At 50.3% G+C, this 18,903-nt stretch carries 11 protein-coding genes and 1 pseudogene; 10 read left to right on the forward strand and 2 right to left on the reverse strand.

Features of this window, described 5'->3' with window-relative positions:
* Positions 1 to 257: 257 nt before the first annotated feature.
* Both gyrA and IXB28_RS07030 read left to right on the forward strand, forming a co-directional pair.
* Positions 258 to 2,756, forward strand: coding sequence for a DNA gyrase subunit A (gene gyrA, locus IXB28_RS07025; RefSeq protein ID WP_215617813.1), 2,499 nt, complete (start codon positions 258 to 260; stop codon positions 2,754 to 2,756).
* A 9-nt stretch (positions 2,757 to 2,765) separates the two neighbouring features.
* Positions 2,766 to 3,983 (forward strand): ABC transporter ATP-binding protein, encoded by a 1,218-nt coding sequence (locus IXB28_RS07030; protein ID WP_215617814.1) that lies wholly within the window; start codon positions 2,766 to 2,768, stop codon positions 3,981 to 3,983.
* Between the two features lie 82 nt (positions 3,984 to 4,065).
* On the opposite strand, the gene IXB28_RS07035 is transcribed toward IXB28_RS07030, so the two are convergent.
* Entirely contained in the window at positions 4,066 to 4,812 is a 747-nt protein-coding gene (locus IXB28_RS07035; RefSeq protein WP_215617815.1) for a hypothetical protein, read from the reverse strand.
* A 546-nt stretch (positions 4,813 to 5,358) separates the two neighbouring features.
* Here IXB28_RS07035 and IXB28_RS07040 point away from each other — a divergent pair.
* Positions 5,359 to 6,504: an ATP-dependent 6-phosphofructokinase gene (locus IXB28_RS07040; RefSeq protein WP_246559644.1), complete on the forward strand. Its 1,146-nt coding sequence runs from the start codon at positions 5,359 to 5,361 to the stop codon at positions 6,502 to 6,504.
* Between the two features lie 221 nt (positions 6,505 to 6,725).
* Complete coding sequence (locus IXB28_RS07045) at positions 6,726 to 7,346, forward strand: TetR/AcrR family transcriptional regulator (protein WP_215617940.1); 621 nt, start codon at positions 6,726 to 6,728, stop codon at positions 7,344 to 7,346.
* On the opposite strand, the gene IXB28_RS07050 is transcribed toward IXB28_RS07045, so the two are convergent.
* Complete coding sequence (locus IXB28_RS07050) at positions 7,343 to 7,834, reverse strand: HugZ family pyridoxamine 5'-phosphate oxidase (protein WP_215617816.1); 492 nt, start codon at positions 7,832 to 7,834, stop codon at positions 7,343 to 7,345. The genes IXB28_RS07045 and IXB28_RS07050 overlap by 4 nt on opposite strands.
* 161 nt (positions 7,835 to 7,995) lie before the next feature.
* Here IXB28_RS07050 and IXB28_RS07055 point away from each other — a divergent pair, with 161 nt between their 5' ends.
* From IXB28_RS07055 to IXB28_RS16745, 6 genes and pseudogenes are all read left to right on the forward strand, one after another.
* Positions 7,996 to 8,385 (forward strand): RidA family protein, encoded by a 390-nt coding sequence (locus IXB28_RS07055; protein WP_215617817.1) that lies wholly within the window; start codon positions 7,996 to 7,998, stop codon positions 8,383 to 8,385.
* A gap of 348 nt (positions 8,386 to 8,733) precedes the next feature.
* Positions 8,734 to 9,603: a 3-deoxy-7-phosphoheptulonate synthase gene (gene aroF, locus IXB28_RS07060; RefSeq protein WP_215617818.1), complete on the forward strand. Its 870-nt coding sequence runs from the start codon at positions 8,734 to 8,736 to the stop codon at positions 9,601 to 9,603.
* Positions 9,604 to 10,478: 875 nt separating this feature from the next.
* Complete coding sequence (locus tag IXB28_RS07065; protein ID WP_246559645.1) at positions 10,479 to 13,166, forward strand: response regulator; 2,688 nt, start codon at positions 10,479 to 10,481, stop codon at positions 13,164 to 13,166.
* Between the two features lie 648 nt (positions 13,167 to 13,814).
* Entirely contained in the window at positions 13,815 to 16,694 is a 2,880-nt protein-coding gene (locus tag IXB28_RS07070) for a response regulator (protein ID WP_216862958.1), read from the forward strand.
* A 39-nt stretch (positions 16,695 to 16,733) separates the two neighbouring features.
* Positions 16,734 to 17,096, forward strand: a pseudogene (locus IXB28_RS17015) (response regulator); the annotation flags it as partial.
* A gap of 6 nt (positions 17,097 to 17,102) precedes the next feature.
* Complete coding sequence (locus tag IXB28_RS16745) at positions 17,103 to 18,896, forward strand: response regulator (protein ID WP_407659179.1); 1,794 nt, start codon at positions 17,103 to 17,105, stop codon at positions 18,894 to 18,896.
* Positions 18,897 to 18,903 lie beyond the last annotated feature (7 nt).

An 18,903-nucleotide genomic window follows, 5' to 3' on the forward strand; every position in this document is an offset into this window, starting at 1 on the left:
GGCCAATGCCGTAGTAGTTTTTCGTTTAAAGAATAATGGAGCTGTGAACGTAGGCGTTCCCAAGTCGATTGAATTCTTTGTTGATTTGGATCTTAACTATTGCGGATCCATGGCGCTTGTGTATAAGGTACAGCATTGGTAAGGCAAAACCACATTCAAGTTAAAACCTAGAGTTTCCTCTATTAAGAGACGATTTTTCTGGATGTGGACAACATATTAGTCACTGCATTTCAGGCAGCTTTCAAGGATACGAAATCATGGCAAACCAGTTAAATGCGTTTTCGGATGAACAAATTGTTGTCACTTCTCTTCATACAGAGGTGCAGCGATCATATCTGGAATATGCCATGAGCGTAATTGTCGGGCGAGCTTTGCCGGACGTGCGTGATGGATTAAAACCGGTGCATAGACGTATTCTCTATGCGATGCATGAGTTGGGGTTAACGCCCGATCGACCGTTCCGAAAATGTGCCCGCGTAGTGGGAGATGTGCTGGGTAAGTATCATCCCCATGGTGATCAGGCGGTTTATGACGCCCTGGTGCGCATGGTGCAGGACTTTTCCACCCGCTATCCGTTGCTGGACGGCCATGGCAATTTTGGCTCAGTGGACAATGACCCGCCAGCGGCTATGCGGTATACCGAAACGCGGTTAGCCCCTGTGAGCCATGAGTCTTTGCTAGGGGAAATTAGCGAGGCCACCGTCGATTTTATTGATAACTTTGACAGTTCTCAGCAAGAGCCCATTGTATTGCCCGCTCAGCTGCCGAACTTGTTGCTTAATGGGAGTTCGGGCATCGCCGTTGGCATGGCCACGAACATTCCTCCCCACAATCTGGGGGAGGTGGTGGATGGTTTGATTGCCATGATCGATCGCCCCACGCTTACGGATGAGGCTTTGTTTAAGTTGATTCCTGGGCCAGATTTCCCCACGGGTGGTGAAATCACAGGCACCAAGGGCATTTATGATGCCTACCGCACGGGGCGGGGGAGCATTCCGGTGCGGGGCATTGCCAGCTTTGAGGAGGTGCAGCCGGGGAAGGGGCGCCAGCGCCGTAATGCCATTGTGGTGACCGAACTGCCCTACCAGGTGAATAAGGCTGGGTGGATTGAGAAAGTGGCGAATTTGGTCAATCAAGGCCGGCTTGATGGGATCGCGGATATTCGGGATGAAAGCGATCGCGACGGCATGCGGGTCGTGATTGAGCTCAAACGGGAGGCCCAACCCCATGGCATTTTGGCCGCCCTGTATAAGATGACGCCCCTGCAGAGCAACTTTGGCGCCATTATGCTGGCCTTGGAGGGGGGGCAACCGGTGCAAATGCCCCTGCGCCACATGCTACAGGCGTTCCTCGATTTTCGTGAAGAAACGTTGGTGCGGCAGTACACCAACGAACTGGAGCGCACCGACCAGCGGTTGCATATTGTGGAGGGGCTGCTCACGGCCCTCGACAGCATTGACGAAGTGATTGAAATTTTGCGGGCGGCCCCCGACGGCACCACCGCCAAAATGGAACTAATGGAGCAGTTTGACCTGAGCGATCGCCAGGCAGATGCAATTTTGGCCATGCCCCTGCGACGGCTGGTGGGTCTGGAGCAGGAAAAGCTGCTGAACGAATTTGATGAGCTATCCACCGTGAAGGAACGGCTGGAGCTGTTGCTCGGAGATCGCAAAGAGCGGCTCAAGTCGCTAAAAAAAGAGCTGAGAAAGCTGAAAAAGGCCTACGGAGACGAGCGCCGCACCCGGTTGCAGTCCGCCAGTGAGCGGGCGGCGGAAGAAGAACGCTTAGCCAATTTGGTGGCGGAGGCCAATGAGGAAGAAACCGTGGTGGAGTTCACCCGCAAAGGCTATGCTCGCCGGGTTTCGCCCCGGGCTTACCAGCGGCGCCAGGGGAAACAGGAGGCGCTTCCCACCAAGCTGACGGAGCTGGACGATGTCACCACCCAAACCGAGTTTGCCTCCACGGCCCAGGCATTTTTGGTGTTTTCCCGCGATGGTAAGGCCTATAGTTTAGGCATTAACGAGGTGCCCTTAGCCCAGCGACAATCCAAGGGTCAGCCCCTGGTGAATTTATTGCCCGATGCCATTGGCAACGATCCGGGGGCGATTTTGCCACCGATTTTGCTCAGTGATGCGGTGATGGCGCGGCAGGTGATTTTAGTGACGGCCAATGGCAAGATTAAGCGTTTACCGATGACGGAGTTTGAATCTATTACGGCCCGTGGACTGCTGGCCATTAAGCTCAAACCTGGGGATCATTTGGCCTATGCCGTAGTGGCCGATTTAGAACAGGACCTCATGCTGGCATCTTCCGGTGGTCGTCTATTGCGGTTTGCCATTGATCGTGACCAGTTGCCGGACACTAGCCGAAATTCCCAAGGGACCCAAGCGATTCGGGTGATTAAGGGGGAATCGGTGGTGGGCTGTGTGCCGATTAAGAATAATAGCAAAGTGTTATTGATGTCTATCAAAGGCTATGCCAAACGGATGCAGGTGGCGGCGATCAATCGCAGTAGTCGGGGGGGGATTGGTTCCCAGTCGTTCAAATTTAGTCAGAACAGTGACCAGTTGACCACCCTTGTGGTGGTGCCAGGGGCGGCTGACTTTACGGTGATGACCAGCAGCGATCGGGCGGCGCGGTTAAAAATTGACCGAGTGCCGCTGCAGGGGCGTAGTCAACCCTGCGATCGCATGCTTACCCCTGCCCGAGGTGAAACCATTACCGATATCCTGGTATCTGTGGTGGAGCAGGGTTAGGAAGCAAACGTGGCTGAGGTTGTTATCGACAACGTTTACAAAACATTTCCCCGTCAGGCATCGGACGCTAAGCCAGCGACGGTGCTCAAGCGCATTTATCTCGATGTCAAAGACGGGGAGTTTATGGTGCTGGTGGGCCCCTCGGGCTGTGGCAAAAGCACGCTGCTGCGTCTAATTGCCGGATTGGAAAGCATTACGGGGGGCACCATCGCCATTGGCGATCGCTCGGTGAATGCCCTCGCCCCGAAACAGCGGGATGTGGCCATGGTTTTCCAAAGCTATGCCCTGTATCCCCATTTGAGCGTCTACGACAATCTAGCCTTTGGCCTGCGGCGCACGGTCAGCGATTTGCCTGGGATAACCCGCGGGCAACAGCTGCTGTTTGGGGCGACACGGCTATTGCCGCCGGGGTTTCACTATTGGCCCGAGCGGGAACAGGCCATTGCCAAACGTGTGAAGGCCATTGCCGAGATTTTGCAGATTACGCCCCTGCTCAAGCGGTTGCCAAGGCAGCTATCTGGCGGGCAAAAACAGCGGGTCGCCCTGGGGCGAGCCATGGCCCGCAACCCCCAGGTGTTTTTAATGGATGAGCCCCTGTCCAATTTGGATGCCAAGCTGCGGACCGAAACCCGTGCCCAAATTGTGGCCCTACAGCGGCGGCTAGGCACCACCACCATCTATGTCACCCACGATCAGGTGGAAGCCATGACCATGGGCGATCGCATTGCGGTCATGTCCGAGGGGGTAATCCAGCAAATTGCGGCCCCGCTCGAACTGTACCGATACCCGGCCAATCGATTTGTGGCCTCGTTCATTGGGTCGCCACCGATGAATTTTCTCACCGTGCAGGTGCAGGCCCCCCTAACGCTGGTGCATCCTGCCTTTCGCCTCACGGTGCCCAGCCATTGGGAATCCGTGTTAGCCCCCTACGGTGGCCGCCCCTTAACCCTGGGCATTCGTCCAGAGCATTTGCGCCTGGCGGTGCCCGCTCCCAAACATCTGGCGGTGACCGTGCAGCGCACAGAGGCCTTGGGCAGTGAAACCTATGTGAGCGTCAATTTAGATGATGTGCCCGACGGGAACGAAGAGAAGACTCTTTTAGCTCGCCTGGATGGCACTGAGGAGGCTGTTCCCAAGCTAGGCGATCAGTTGGTCTTGGGGATTCGCATCGAGCACATCCATTTATTTGACCCAGAAACGAATATTGCCTTGAATCCTGGGGTATAAGCGTGGGGGGATAAACAAATACCCACCCGAACCTGGGTGGGTAAGAGACAAGATTAAGGTTGTGTGTACAGGGGCTGGCCGTTTACTTCTTGTTCCAGCGCAGGGCTAACCCAGCTAATGCTGCGATCGCAATCCCAGAGGTGGGTTCAGGCACTGATGTCGGTGTATCCTCATCGGGTTCTGAAATACGAATACCAAAATTTGTAATCGTTACCAGGGCACGTCCCCCTTCATTGTCTCCCGTGCCAATGTTGAACCCAAAAATCTCGTCGGCGTTTACAGATACCGTCGTCGAACCGCGCTGGCGCACCTCGCCGGCACTGTCGCTAAGTTGGTTGAATGGACTGTCTGGCAGTACTTCAGGGGGCAAGTCGCTAACAAAGTAGCCAAACAAATCAAAGGCTGGGCCTAGGGAGTCTTCGGTGGCATATTCCCAATCAAAAAAGAGCTCACCCGTATCCGGCACGGTCACATACAACGCAGTGAAGCTGTCCCGGCAAAGCAGTGAAACGAAATTGCTGGGAGCTGTGCCACAGGTCAATCCAAACTGCTCCAAATACTCTGACTGGTTACTACCCAGCAGAGTTAGGGCATCAGGGTCGCTAAATTCTACCGAGCCATTGAACGGGGCCAGTTGCTCCTGAAACTCCCGTACAGCATCTTCATCAACGTTGGGGGAAAAAATAGGACTGCTATTAAAAAGTTCCCATTCCCCAGGAGCAAAGTCACCAGTAAATCCTTGAGCGATTGCCATCTGAGCGGTTGCAGTAACCACAGCCGTCGATGCAAAGAATGCGCCTAAAACAGTTTTAAAAATGGCCTTTGCCATCGTATCCCGTAAGTAAAAAACCTTAACCTTATTGCTCTTAACAAAGGGTTAGTAGACCTAACCGGAAGATGACCTGATATACGTACAAAACAATCGGTATCTGGATACAACTCAGATTGATTTGCCGTTACACCGAATATAGTCGTTTCAATTTCGAACGGCGGCTTGGAGTTAAAGCGTTTACCAAAACAATATGCTGACTACGGCTTTGTTAAGGTTGGTTGATGCTGGTTTAGCAAGTTCGGATAAAGCCTAAGCAATTGTTAGCAAAACCGAAACTTGTCATCCGTAGTTTTGACGTTTTTTAGGGTGCTGCCTACGTCATTTATATGACTTGCGGTTGCCATAACTCATTTGAAACCAGTCACGTTGTCTGTAAATCCACCGATCTATTTGTTGATATAGTCACATTGTTCTTAACTCCTGTACATAAAAATGTTGCGCAGTATATCTACCTATCAATAATTTTTCAGGTGTCTTAACCGATTAGCCTCAGCCCCTGTAGTGTGTAGTCTCAATAGAGCTTAAACATTGAAGTGACAGACTATGGGACAGCATCGGGACAGTAAACGAATTGGCTTGCTCACCAGCGGTGGTGACTGTGCAGGGTTAAATGCCGCGCTACGGGCGGTTGTGCATCGAGCCCATAGCTATGGATGGGATGTTTTGGGCATTTCTCGGGCCACCCAAGGTTTAATGGCCCGCCCGCCGCAATATGTGGAATTTGATATCTCTAGCACCCACAATCTGTTGTTGGCGGGGGGCACAGTGTTGGGAACAACGAACAAGGGCAATCCCTTCGATTTTCCATTGCCCGATGGATCTACTTGCGATCGCTCCCAGGAGATTATTGATGGCTATCACCTACTGGGTTTAGATGCCCTGATCGGCATAGGCGGCGATGGCAGCATGGCCATACTACGCCGTTTGGCCCAACAGGGAGGGCTAAATCTCGTAGGTATTCCCAAAACCATCGACAACGATTTGGGGTCTACGGAGCGTTCCATTGGCTTTGATACGGCGGTGAATATTGCCACCGAAGCCTTAGACCGTCTGCACTTTACGGCGGCTAGCCATTCTCGGGTCATGATCTTAGAGGTGATGGGCCGAGATGCGGGCCATATTGCCCTGAATGCAGGCATTGCTGGCGGTGCGGACATTGTTCTAATTCCTGAAATTCCCTATAGCATCGAGAGTATTTGCCAGACCATTAAGGGACTCAAGCGTAATTTTGCCACCATCATTGTGGCGGAGGCGGTGTGTACCGAATCCGGAGAAAAAGTAACCCAAACCAACCGGTTAGGCCAATGTCGCCTGGGGGGAATTGGAGAATATTTAGCGGAGCAAATCACTGAAAGTATTGGCGCGGAAACCCGAGTAACGGTCTTGGGCCATGTGCAGCGGGGCGGGACGCCGTCTCCGTTGGATCGGGTTTTGGCCACCACCTTTGGGGTGGAGGCTGTGGATCTGATTGCGGCCGAAAAGTACGACCATATGGTGAGTTGGCAAAATCGCCAGGTGGTTCATGTGCCCATTGCTGATGCGATCGCAGAATATCGTGCCGTCAACCCGGCCGATACGCTGGTGAAAACTGCCCGGGGCATGGGCATTTGCCTAGGGGATGTTGCCTGTCAGGTGGTTGACCAGCAGGTGCGATGCGACGGCCAGGTGTTAGCCCAGGCAAGAGTCTAAGGTCGTGGAGAAGTCGGTGGCCCTAATTCCTGCTGCCGGCTGCCTAATTCTCTATGAATGTAAGCTTCTGTTAACCAATGGCATGATTGCGCAGTTCACGATAGACAATGACCCAAAGGCATTGGGGCGATCTCGGCTGTTTCTGCGTGCCACGTACTCAGTTCTAATCCCGTTGTTAATGCCAGCTTTTTGTCTGTCAGCACGTATGCGTGCCCTATTTTATGCAGTTTGCTAAATCGTTGACGTCTTCCCAAGATGATACCCAAGAAAAAATCCTTGGGGCGGCCCAGCGATTATTTGCCCGGCGTGGCTATGGGGGGACCACCACTCGCGATTTAGCCCAGGCCGCAGGGGTGGCAGAAGGTACCTTATTTCGCCACTTTGAGAATAAAAAAGCCATTTTAGTGGAGGTGGCCACCCGTGGATGGGTCGACCTGCTTACGGAGCTACTCACGGAGCTGAGTGAAATGGCAAACTACAAGGCGATTGCCAAGGTCATGCGCAAACGCATGCTCAATCTGTCTGCCAATACCGACATGCTCCGGGTGTGCTTTATGGAGGCTCAGTTCCATCCGGAGTTGAGGGAGCGGGTGCAGGCCGAGGTGATTGAAAAAATGACCGATGTGGCCGAGGCCTTTTTCCAAACGGCGATGGATCGCGGCACCTACCGCCCGATGAATCCCCGGGTGGTGGCTCGAATTTTCCTAGGGATGTTTACCATTGCTGGGTTTAGCCAGGTCACCCTAGCCGATGAGGCCAGTTCAGCCCAGGATATGAAAGAACTGGCGGAAACCCTGGCCGATATTTTTCTCAACGGTGTGTTGGCCAATGTTGATGCCTAGTTTTGTCGGCGTCCTTCCAACTGATTCAAATCCTCTTTGTTGACCCGGTAAGCGGCGCCAAAGCCCAGCACGAATTGTCCCGTTTGGGGTTTTAGACAGAACAGTTGAAAATCTGACAGCTCTTTCATCATTCCAATGACGGGGCCAAACTGCTGTTCAAATCGCTGGATGAGTCCATGCCATTGTGCGGTCTCGCGGGGGAGCGCTTCGGCGGTGCATTCGTAGGTGAGACGCCGTCGGGCAAAAATTTCCTTGGTGGCCGCTTCGTCTTCTAGCATGAGCACGCTGGCTCGACCGGTTTGTTTTAGGTTGTCGGTGTGGGCCGATAATCCACTGATGTAAATATAAATGGATTTATCCGGATCTATTAAAAAAGGGGCATAGCTTGCTTGGGGAATGCCGTCGCTGCTGGCCGTGCTTAAGACGATACTGCGAAATTTACTCGGAAACGCTTGATAAAGCTCAGTGACACGATTGAGATCAGCCATGGTTTTAGCGATCGCAACAACTCAATACAAGTCGTTGCTGATGGTTAGAGATGAACGAATTTACAGACGGGCCCCATAGACCCCACACCTGCAAATGAAATCATAGTTTGGATCAGCAACGCCCGGTAAAATACTCAAGCTAGTTAACTAAACACAACACCATGGTTCGTCGCATTATTCAAACCGAAAGTGCTCCTGCCCCCGTTGGCCCTTACAACCAAGCCATCGTCGCTGCCGGTGAAATGGTTTTCGCCTCTGGCCAAATTGCCCTGGATCCTAAAAACGGGACCCTCGTGGGCGAAGGTGACGTCGCTGCTCAAACAAAACAATGCCTAGATAACCTGAGCGCCGTTTTAGCCGCTGCCGGGGCCACCATGGAGAATGTGGTGAAAACATCGGTTTTCTTAAAAGATATGAATGACTTCGCCACTATGAATGGCGTATATGCCACCTACTTTGATGAAGCAACTGCCCCTGCCCGTGCCTGTGTTGAAGTAGCCCGCTTACCCAAAGACGTTTTAGTCGAAGTTGAATGTATTGCCGTACTGTAAAGTTGACGATTCGATTTTGGCGCGCTAACGTACACATATCGACGCAAAAACGTTTCTAAGTTTTTACCCATGCAGTCCAAGTTTTTTCACTTTTGGTTTATCCAGGTTCACCGGCATTGAACCCTGGCGTTAGCATGGGAAGCCGGTGAACCGCAGAGTGCAAGCTCTGCGGTTTTGTTTTTTCTACCTACCTCTTACGTTCATGATTGTTTGCTACAGCTGGCAATTTACATTTTTCTTTTTTACGCCACCACCGGGTAGGTAGCGTTAGTTTTACTGTACTGACTTGCCCGGAACCTCTACAGGTTGCGGGCTTTTTGTTTTCTACTATTTCCTCTTTCTAGACCCATGAATGACGCCAAACTTGTTACTAAAACCCATCTAGATCACACCAGTGAAATTGCCATCACGCCAACTATTTCCGTGGGTGGCAACGAGCTATTCATCGTGGGTGGCCCCTGTTCCATCGAGAGTATGGCCCAGATGGAAACCATTGCCCAAGCCCTGCGGCAGGCACCGGTGCAAGCTCTGCGGGGCGGCATCTATAAGCCTCGCACCTCTCCCTATGCCTTCCAAGGCATTGGCGATGTGGGGCTAGACATTCTGGCCGCTATCCAACAACGCCATGGGCTGCCCATCATTACTGAGGTGATGGCTATCCATCAAATTGATAAGCTGGCCGCCCATGCCGATGTGTTGCAGGTGGGCAGTCGCAATATGCAAAACTTTGATTTGTTAAAAGCATTGGGTTCTGTGGATAAACCCATTCTCCTCAAACGAGGACTAGCGGCCACGGTAAATGAATTTGTGATGGCGGCAGAATATATCGCCAGCCACGGTAATACCAACATTATTCTTTGTGAGCGCGGCATTCGTAGCTTTGATAGCTATACGCGCAATGTTTTAGATCTTGGCGCCGTGGTTGCCCTCAAGCAACTTACCCACTTACCTGTGCTCGTAGATCCTAGCCATGCTACGGGCAAACGCGAATTGGTTGCGCCCTTAGCGCGAGCGGCCATTGCCGCTGGGGCAGACGGACTCATGATTGAGTGCCATCCGCAGCCGGAAAAATCTATCAGTGATGCTAGACAAACCATTGATTTGGATGCCATGCAATCACTTATCAATAGCTTAAAACCATTGGCTCAAGCGGTTGGACGCTCCATTGGGGAAGTTGTCCCGGCGGCCCATAGCCCCATGCCATCCATCTCGATGTGATGGGCGTTCTCCCCCATCATCCATGCTATGAATTAGCCGCTCCGTAGTTTCCCCACTAGCGAAACTACAGAGCGGCTTATGTATGCAATTGCAGCCGTTGCCGATATGGATAGGCAACAAGTAAGCCAACTTTTTACGTATGGAGGTGTGGCAGATTAAACCATTGCAAAAACCAGCAATGCCAATTCAACTAATTTAAATTTATGACCCGGCGTAACCTTGCTTAAGTAAAGCTATCTTTAAGCTTTCTAAAAGTCTGGGTTTAGCCTATGGAATAATACGCAGGATTAGCCAGGTATAGAATACAGTTTTTTGATAATCCGAGGGTCAAAGATTAAACCTAGGATAAACACCTGCTTCAGCGCAAACATTCGATAGCATTCCATTGTCTACAACCTATCGAAGCCATTCGAGGGTGTTCTTATTCTTGAACTTTGAAGAGTCTTGTTGACAACTGTTCTGATTCCTGGGGAACCCAGTTGTTGATTAAGGTACGGGGGTGTGTAGCTGTTACTGTTTTTCAAGACTTTATCATTCATGCTGTTGCTGATTGGGAGGCTGAATGGGTCTGTAAGCATAGCTAATTGCCTGAATCTTACAGATAATGCCATTCCACGGATCAGCAATGCCTAATTCACATTCAGGTTAAAACTGAGGGTTTGGGCTCCAGTTCGAGCTACCTATTTAAGTAAGATTCTGATGCATTATCAGAAAAAATTATTTTATTTTTGGAGATGCCTGAGGTGAAACGCAAGCATTTTGTAAGGGGGATACCTGCTGTCGCAACACTCTCAGTCTTAGCAATTCTAGGTCTGAAAAATTTTGCTGTTGATTTCGATCAATATAGAAGCTATAGCGCTCTAATTTCAGATCAGTTGGTCAATGAGGCAGCTGTTCAGCTATCGCTGCAAAATATTCGCTACACGATTTCTCAAAATGACCAGTCATTAAATGTCGCTCTCCTAGAAGCGGAAAAAGTTCAGACGCAACTAACTGCGCAAATTCCGCCGTCAGTTTCAGCCAATGATAGAAATCGATTAGAACGGCAGCTAGAGTTTAATACTGAACTCTTAGCGGAAAAACGTCAGCTGATTGAAACCCTTGAAAAGCACCACGCAGAGGTGAGAAAAGCCCTAGACCAAGAAGCCAACTTATTGGAAGGACTCAATGGCAATCTCCGGCTAGAAGTGGAGGCATTGCTAGATGACTTATCGCTCTATGCGGTTACCAGTAACGAGCAACTGATTGTTGATATCAATACAAAACTGAGACGTTTAGAAAACAGATTGGGGCCTTCGGCGACCCAGAGGCAGATGACCCAGTCGGCTCAAATGATTTTGATCAATAAGCCTGTGGCAGACCAGTTGGTGGGCCAGGTGTTTGATTTACCGTTAACTAATAATATTCGAGCGCTAGAAAAACAGTTCGCCGATATTCAACAAACGACCCGAACCCGCGTAGAACTATATCGCAGCTTTATTTATATTTTGCTGTTTGTCAGTTTAGGGGTGGTCTCTTTTTGGGTTATCAATCGCCTACGCAGCTCTAGCCAGCATACTGTTAAAGTGCTGGAGAGTATTACCGATGCCTTTATTGCCGTTGATCGTCAATGGTCGATTACCTACGTCAACGCCCAGGCTGCAGATATTCTCAAGCGAGATATTTCCGGATTACTTGAACAAAATTTTCTGAAAGTTTTGCCAGAATCTTTAGCAAAACGTTTTACTGAGCAATACCATGATGCCGTTGCCAAAAAAATAGCGGTGATTAGTTTTGAAGCCTACTATGAACCCACCCGGCGTTGGCTGATGATTCGGGGCTATCCCGGTATTGAGGGACTATCGATTTTTTGGCAAGACATTACCGAACGCAAACAGGCGGAAAAGAAGCTACTAGAGCTAAACCGAGACCTTGATGGTCGGGTTAAAAATCGCACAGCTCAATTGGCCAGTGCCATGGAAGAGGCTGAATCAGCTCGGGTCAAAGCCGAAGATGCCAACCGTTCTAAGAGTGAGTTTTTGGCCAATATGAGCCACGAGTTGCGGACGCCTTTGAATGCCATCATTGGCTACAGTGAAATGTTGGAGGAAGACGTTACTAGCATTGGTGAAGACGACTTTGTGCCCGATTTGAAAAAGATTCAAGGGGCCGGTAAACATCTCCTTGGTTTGATCAATTCGGTGCTCGACCTATCGAAGATTGAAGCCGGTCGTATGGAGCTATTTTTAGAAGATATTTCTATTCAAACAATTACCAAAGATATTGTTGGCACGATTCAGCCCCTAGTGCAAAGAAATGGCAATAAACTGTTTGTGTCTTGTCCGGACGATATTGGCACAATTTATGCCGATCAGGTGAAGTTGCGACAGAGTTTAATTAATTTGTTGAGCAATGCTTGTAAGTTTACGGAAAATGGTGAAATCACGTTGACCATTAAGCCGACTAGCATTACGACCCAGGCAGGGACTCAGGAGAATTCTTTGCAGTTTGTGGTGGCTGATACGGGTATTGGCATGACACCTGAGCAAATGAGTAAAGTGTTTCAGGCGTTTACCCAGGCCGATACCTCCACAACCCGTAAATATGGGGGAACTGGTTTAGGCTTAACCATCACCAAGCAGTTTATCTCTATGATGGGAGGTGATGTTTCTGTGGATAGTGTGCCTGGCGAAGGGACATCCTTTGCGATTACGATTCCCAGAACTGTCCATGCCCATAGCTCCTCCGAAGACACCTTTTTTGCGCCACCATTGCCCCTAAGCGATCGGGCCGCTGTTTCTGCTCTATATGAAATATCAGGACAGTCGTCGGAAAAGACGGTTTTGCTCATCGTCGTCGATCAGCACACCCGCGATCGCTTACAGATTTGGTTAAACGATGCCGGGTATAAAGTCGTCTGCGCTATGGATAAAAAGCAGGCGATTGCCCTTGCCCAAGAACTACTGCCCGACGCCATTTTGCTGGATGGCATGATTCCACAAAAGTCTAGAAACTTGCTGGTGGAGAGATTCAGAGCCAAAGCGCCCCTAGCTCAGATCCCGATAATTTTGCTGTCAACAGCGGAAACGTCGGCTCAAGAGGAGCATTTTGGCATTGATGATTCTCTGGATCGACCGCTTAAGCCCATGGAGGTACTAAATGTACTAGGTGCCCATTTACCCAAACCAGCAGGGCCTAAGGTGCTAGTGGTGGAAGATGATTTGAATGCGCGGGAGATTTTAGGACGATTGTTGCAACAGGCGGACTGGACCGTGGTTCTCGCCGCCAGTGGACCCCAAGCATTTGACTATCTTCAGCACACCATGCCCGATGTGATTGTGCTGGATTTGATGATGCCTGGCATGGATGGATTTGAATTTGTGCGGCTTTTACATCAATCGCCTAGGTGGAGCACTATTCCGATCATTGTTGTAACTGCAAAAACCTTAACGGCCAAAGACCAGCAACGTTTGAAGGGGGTTGTCCGGGTCTATCAGAAGGCTGATTTCAACCGCCAAGAATTACTCAGCGAAGTGAGGTCGATGATAGCTTCTCGGGTAAATAGTACGCCCATGGCTAGCTGAGTTTGGCCTGTGGCCGCCCTTTACTGAGGGTACCGGTGAACGGCTTGGTCAACGGGCCATGACGGTGAAAAAACTCAGGGACCGCGGGCACGCCTGAAATCGTTAATGGCTTGGTAGCATGCTGCGCCTTGTTTGGTGGCCGCAAAAGCACGATATTTATGACCACTATTGACGAATAACAGTCCTATGAATGTATTTAACTATGAACGATTACCTTCCGGAACTAATCCCCCTAGGCGAGCATCTTTATAAAGAAGTTTTGCTGTTTCTGAAATTTAGCAATGGCAAAAATACGATGGCACAACCTTTAAATATCACTAGCTGTTTAAAGGTGTCATTAATTTATGAATATCTCAATATTTTATACCGTTAGCCAGCCAATAGGTTGAATCTTTATTGTAAGGGACAGGATAAGACTTCAGTGTTTGTTTATCAGTATGGCGCTACCACAGTATCTTTTTACTGCGTCTCATGTCGATGGTTTATAGATCAATTCATTTCTCTTTTTGAGGGTGAAGCATCAATGGGGCAGAGGTGGATGTATGGTGACCGCAACTTTACCCATGTGGTTAATCATCAACGCGTTGCCGATAGCTTGTCAGTCAAGTTAATGACCACTCTCCTTATATAGATAAGAATTTAGGAGGAATGTTAGTGAATCGAGACTCTCTACTTCAAGGGACAGGGGTAGCCGTTGCTTTTCTACTTCTAACTGTCTTAGGGATTAAGGGCAAATCCGTTAATGTTAGCCAGTATCAACGGTACGCAGATTTAATATCGAGCCAAGTTGAAAGTGATACTGAAGTTGAGCTGGCCTTGCTCAAAGAGCGCTACACGATTTTGAGAAATGATGAACCGCTTGAGGAAGCTCTGGCGGAAGAGCTAGCTATCCAGGAAGAGCTAGCTAGGGATGTACCTGCTTTTGTTCCTAAAGACGACCAGGTTAAATTGAAAAATTTGATCAGTCGTGATGCCCAATTTCTCCAGGAAAAAACGGAATTGGTAAACCAATTTCAGGAGACCAATGGGGAACTACAAAATGCTCTGGTACAGTTGCCTAGCTTAGTCAATGAATTAAAAAATACCAGTGACGCGGATCTGGAGAAGCTGATTGATGATGTTTTGATTTACATCATGGCCACCGACGAGCAGCTGGTGTCCAGCATTGAAAACGAGCTAAAAGTTGTTAAAGCCAAGCTCAACGCTGGGGAGTTCTCCAGCGCTAAGGATGTCGCTCAGGTGGTTCAGCTCTCCCAGATGGTGCTGGATAATAAACCGGTTACTGATGCGTTAGTCGATCAGGTGCTTAATTTGCCCCTAACTCAAAACATTCGTGAGTTAGAGAATGTTTTTGACCAATCTAGTCGAGCCGCATTTAGGCAAGCTGCCCTATACCGCAACCTTGCCTATTTAGTGGCCTTGTCCCTGATTGGTGTGATTGCCTATACCCTCGTGGCTCGACTGCGGCAGTCCACACAGCGTACCACCAGCGTCCTGGAAAATATTACCGATGCGTTTGTGGCGGTGGATCGTGGCTGGAAGGTCACTTACGTTAATGCCCAGGCGGCTGAAGTTTTGAAGCGTAATATTCAAGGGCTGCTAGAGCAAGACTTTTGGAAGATTTTTCCAGAGTCATTGGGTCTGCGCTATCAGCAGCAATATCGTCGGGCCATGGCTGAGCAGACGGTGGTGAGTTTTGAGACTTACTATGCGCCGACCCAACGGTGGTTGCAAGTGCGAGGCTATCCGGGGCGTGATGGTCTATCTCTGTTTTTGCAGGACGTGACAGAGCGTAAGCAGGCAGAAGAGCAGCTAATGGAATTAAACCGTGACTTGGATAGCCGAGTGCAGGACCGCACCACCAAGTTAATGAAGGCGATGGAGGAGGCCGAGGAAGCCCGGGTTAAGGCGGAAGATGCTAACCGTTCTAAGAGTGAGTTCTTGGCTAATATGAGCCACGAGCTGCGCACGCCCCTAAATGCCATTATTGGTTACAGCGAAATGCTGGAGGAAGAGGCGACGGATGTGGGTGAGGAAGATTTTGTTCCGGATTTGCAAAAAATCCAAGGGGCTGGCAAACACCTGTTAGGGCTGATTAATTCGGTGCTAGATCTCTCCAAGATTGAAGCGGGACGGATGGAGCTATTCCTCGAAGAGTTCTCGATTAAAGGGTTGGTGGATGATATTGCCGGGACGATTACGCCGGTGGCCCATAAAAATAATAATCACCTGTCGGTCTTTTGTCCTGCAGACATTGGTAGTTTGCATGCGGATCAAACGAAGCTGCGCCAAAGCTTGTTTAATCTATTGAGCAATGCCTGTAAGTTCACTGAGAATGGTGACATTACGTTGACTGTGGAAGAGGTCTCTACGGTCGATGAGGAGATCTACGATGGTCCTTGGCTCCGTTTTATTGTCAGTGACACTGGCATTGGCATGAAGGACGATCAGATCGAAAAGATTTTCGATGCGTTTACCCAGGCGGATGCATCGACGACTCGAAAATATGGTGGCACTGGATTGGGGCTAGCGATTACCAAACAGTTTATCAATATGATGGGCGGTGATATTTCGGTCGAAAGTGTTAAGGGGCAGGGAACTACATTTTCTCTGTTGATTCCGCAGACGGTGAAATCGTTGAATCCTAAGGGCAAGACATTTTTTGCCCCTGCGCTTGCGACTGAAGGGGACGCGCCGATAGTGTCCAGTGGTTTGGTGAACCAGTCGAGCCAAAAAACGATTTTGGTGATTGATGATGACCAGGATGCGCGCGAGATTTTGCGTCGTTCCCTTGATGAAGCGGGGTATAACGTAGTCTGCGCCTCTAATGGGGAACAGGGATTGGCCCTGGCGGAAGAATTATTGCCAGATGCGATCACGTTGGATGTGATGATGCCGCAAATGGATGGCTGGTCAGTGCTAAGACAGCTCAAAGAAAAGCCGACTGTTGCGGATATTCCTGTGATTCTGTTGTCGATTGTAGATGATCGGCCCATGGGGCATAGTCTAGGTGCTGCAGACTATTTAACCAAGCCTATCGATCGTCGACGTTTACTGGGGGTATTGGAGGCCCACCTTTCGGATCAGCCATCACCTACGATTTTGGTGGTGGAGGATGATGTTAATGCCCGTGAAATTATGGGGCGGTTTTTGCAACGTCAGGATTGGACAGTGGACTTGGCGTCTAATGGACGCGAAGCCCTGCAATATCTAGATGGAACGACGCCGGATTTGATTGTGTTGGATCTGATGATGCCTGAAATAGATGGGTTTGAATTTATTCAGATGTTGCGGCAAAATCCTGACTGGCAAGATATTCCTGTGATTGTGGTGACAGCCAAGGCTTTAACAGCTACTGATCAGCAGCAATTGGAAGGTGTGGCAAGGGTGTATCAAAAGGCCGATCTCAATCGCCAAGAGTTGCTAAGCGAGCTGCAGGCGGTGGTGTCGGGGAAGACGGTTTCGATTCCTAATAGTGCGACAGATACAGTTTCTAGTACGGATAGGGTGTCCAGTGCATCTGATTAACCCGGTAGTAATTGGAGGCTGAGGTTAATTAAGGGGATTATGGCAAAAATTTTATTGGTTGAAGATAACGAGCTTAATCGGGACATGCTGAGCCGACGCCTTCGTCGCCGTGGCTATGAGCTGTCGATTGCGGTGGATGGTGCTGAAGCAATTGCGATCGCGGCCGCCCAATCCTTTGATCTCATCCTGATGGACATGAGTTTACCAGTGATGGATGGATGGGAGGCGACACGTCGTCTAAAGGCTCAACCCCATACCCAAAAAATTCCCATTATTGCGTTAACCGCCCATGCCATGCGGGGCGATCGCGATCAGGCCCTCGCGGCAGGCTGTGATGACTATGACACCAAGCCCATTGATCTAAAGCGATTACTGGGTAAGATCAAATCATTCTTATCATCAGAGCAGCTGGCGGATGCTTCCGATACGCCAAAGCCCATCGTCAAAGCGCCCCCAGCGTCTACGGCGCCAGTGGTTCCCATCAAACCAGTGACCACAACTCCAGCCGTGGTGCAGCCGGTGAGGTATCCAGAACAACCCATTGCCGCCGAAGCCTGGTTGCCGTTGGATCAACGTTCTCCTGAACCACCCGCTGCCCCAATTCAGGATGACCCCTGGGGGACGCCCGGTCTTTCCGATCAGAACTCTTGGGGACCCCCGGTTCAATCCACCATTGTTGTTTCTGATAATGAATCGGCTACCCCGCTGGCGACGGACGGCGTACAGCGATTGGATCAGCCTGCGGCTAACTCCGTAACCTCGGAAGCAACTACCGCTGATAACCAAGAACCCTTGATCCCAGCTGCGGTTGAAAAAGCAAACAACATTTTCAGCGGTTTGCCTATTCTGGTGGTGGACGACAACGAAGACAACCGCGATATGTTGAGTCGTCGCCTCACGCGTCGGGGCTATGAATCCGTGGTGGTAGACAGCGGTGAAGCGGCCCTGGCTTACATTGCCAGACATCCTGAAGTGGCCCTGGTGCTGCTCGACATTATGATGCCGGGGATTGATGGCATTGAAACCCTTAAGCGTCTGCGTAAGACCTACTCTAGAAACGAGCTGCCGGTGCTGATGGTGACGGCCAAAGCCCAAAGTGATGATATGGTGAGGGCCTTTGAACTAGGGGCCAATGACTACATCACCAAGCCCATCGATTTTGCCGTTACCCTGGCCCGAGTTGAAACCCAGCTAGCGATTGTCAAAGCCACAAAAATACAACAGCCTACCCCAGAGGCTGCTGCGCCCCTGCGTCCTGTGGCGTCTTCTCCCCCCACGGCGCTCAAGCCTCCCTCTTCGTCTTCAGTGGTTGCGCCAGCGGAGCCAGCGGCGGCGGCCAACATTAGCCTGGTGCCTAAAAACAGCTTCTCTCGGTTTGCGGCCGATCGCTATCAGGTCCAGTATTTCCTAAGGCAAGAGCCCCTGGGGCCCCTGTCCATTGCCCTGGATAAACACACGGACTCCTTGGTGCTGTTGCAAACCCTGAAGGCCTATTCCCAAGACACCGCCGATCTCTTACGGCGGGTGATGGAAAAAGAAACAGAAGCTTTTCAGCCCCTCCGTTCTTTGTTCCCAGGGTATACCTATGGCCAGGTAGACAATACGTTTTATATTGTCCATGGGTTGGGTAAAAACTTTAGCCAAGACCAGTTGCTGCAAGCAAAGCTGCAAAAGCCTTGGTCGTTGGAGTCTGTTTTATTGTTGATGGACCGCCTGCTAGAGCAGGTGAGTGTTTTCCATCGCCATAACCAGGTCCATACCGGGCTGCGGGATGATTGTTTTATCCAAACCCAAAACTGGGAAACCATGGGCCAGTCTATGGTGCTGGTGGATAGCGGTTTGGGTAAGCGGGTCATGATTGGCGTCAGTCAGCAGTCCGCTGAATATCGTAAGCAATTGCTGATGCAGCGAGACTATCAGCCCCTAGAGCAGCGCATTGCCCGCCCCGTTATGAGCAGCGACATCTATGCCCTGGGGTTGATTGGTCTCCAGGCGTTGACAGGGCAATCCATTGATCAGTTGACGTTGCCCAGCGTGAGTGGCGAGCTGCAGTGGCGTGGGTTTGCCGCAATTCCAGACCCCATTGCTGACTGGTTTGAACAACTGATTCATCAAAGTCAGAATAAGCGATTTGGCCATGCGATGGCGGCGCGGAACGCCCTCACCCCTCATTTGCAAGCCTATTTGGCAGAGCCCGGCTAAACATCTT

The organism is Leptothoe kymatousa TAU-MAC 1615, assembly GCF_018739865.1.
Classification (GTDB): Bacteria; Cyanobacteriota; Cyanobacteriia; order Phormidesmidales; family Phormidesmidaceae; genus Leptothoe; species Leptothoe kymatousa.

Coding starts and splice junctions, on each gene's coding strand:
- IXB28_RS07055 (WP_215617817.1), top strand. CDS start 7,996: ATGGTTCGTCGCATTATTCAAACCGAAAGTGCTCCTGCCCCCGTTGGC.
- IXB28_RS07045 (WP_215617940.1), top strand. CDS start 6,726: ATGCAGTTTGCTAAATCGTTGACGTCTTCCCAAGATGATACCCAAGAA.
- aroF (WP_215617818.1), top strand. CDS start 8,734: ATGAATGACGCCAAACTTGTTACTAAAACCCATCTAGATCACACCAGT.
- IXB28_RS07035 (WP_215617815.1), bottom strand. CDS start 4,812: ATGGCAAAGGCCATTTTTAAAACTGTTTTAGGCGCATTCTTTGCATCG.
- IXB28_RS07070 (WP_216862958.1), top strand. CDS start 13,815: ATGTTAGTGAATCGAGACTCTCTACTTCAAGGGACAGGGGTAGCCGTT.
- IXB28_RS07050 (WP_215617816.1), bottom strand. CDS start 7,834: ATGGCTGATCTCAATCGTGTCACTGAGCTTTATCAAGCGTTTCCGAGT.
- gyrA (WP_215617813.1), top strand. CDS start 258: ATGGCAAACCAGTTAAATGCGTTTTCGGATGAACAAATTGTTGTCACT.
- IXB28_RS07040 (WP_246559644.1), top strand. CDS start 5,359: ATGGGACAGCATCGGGACAGTAAACGAATTGGCTTGCTCACCAGCGGT.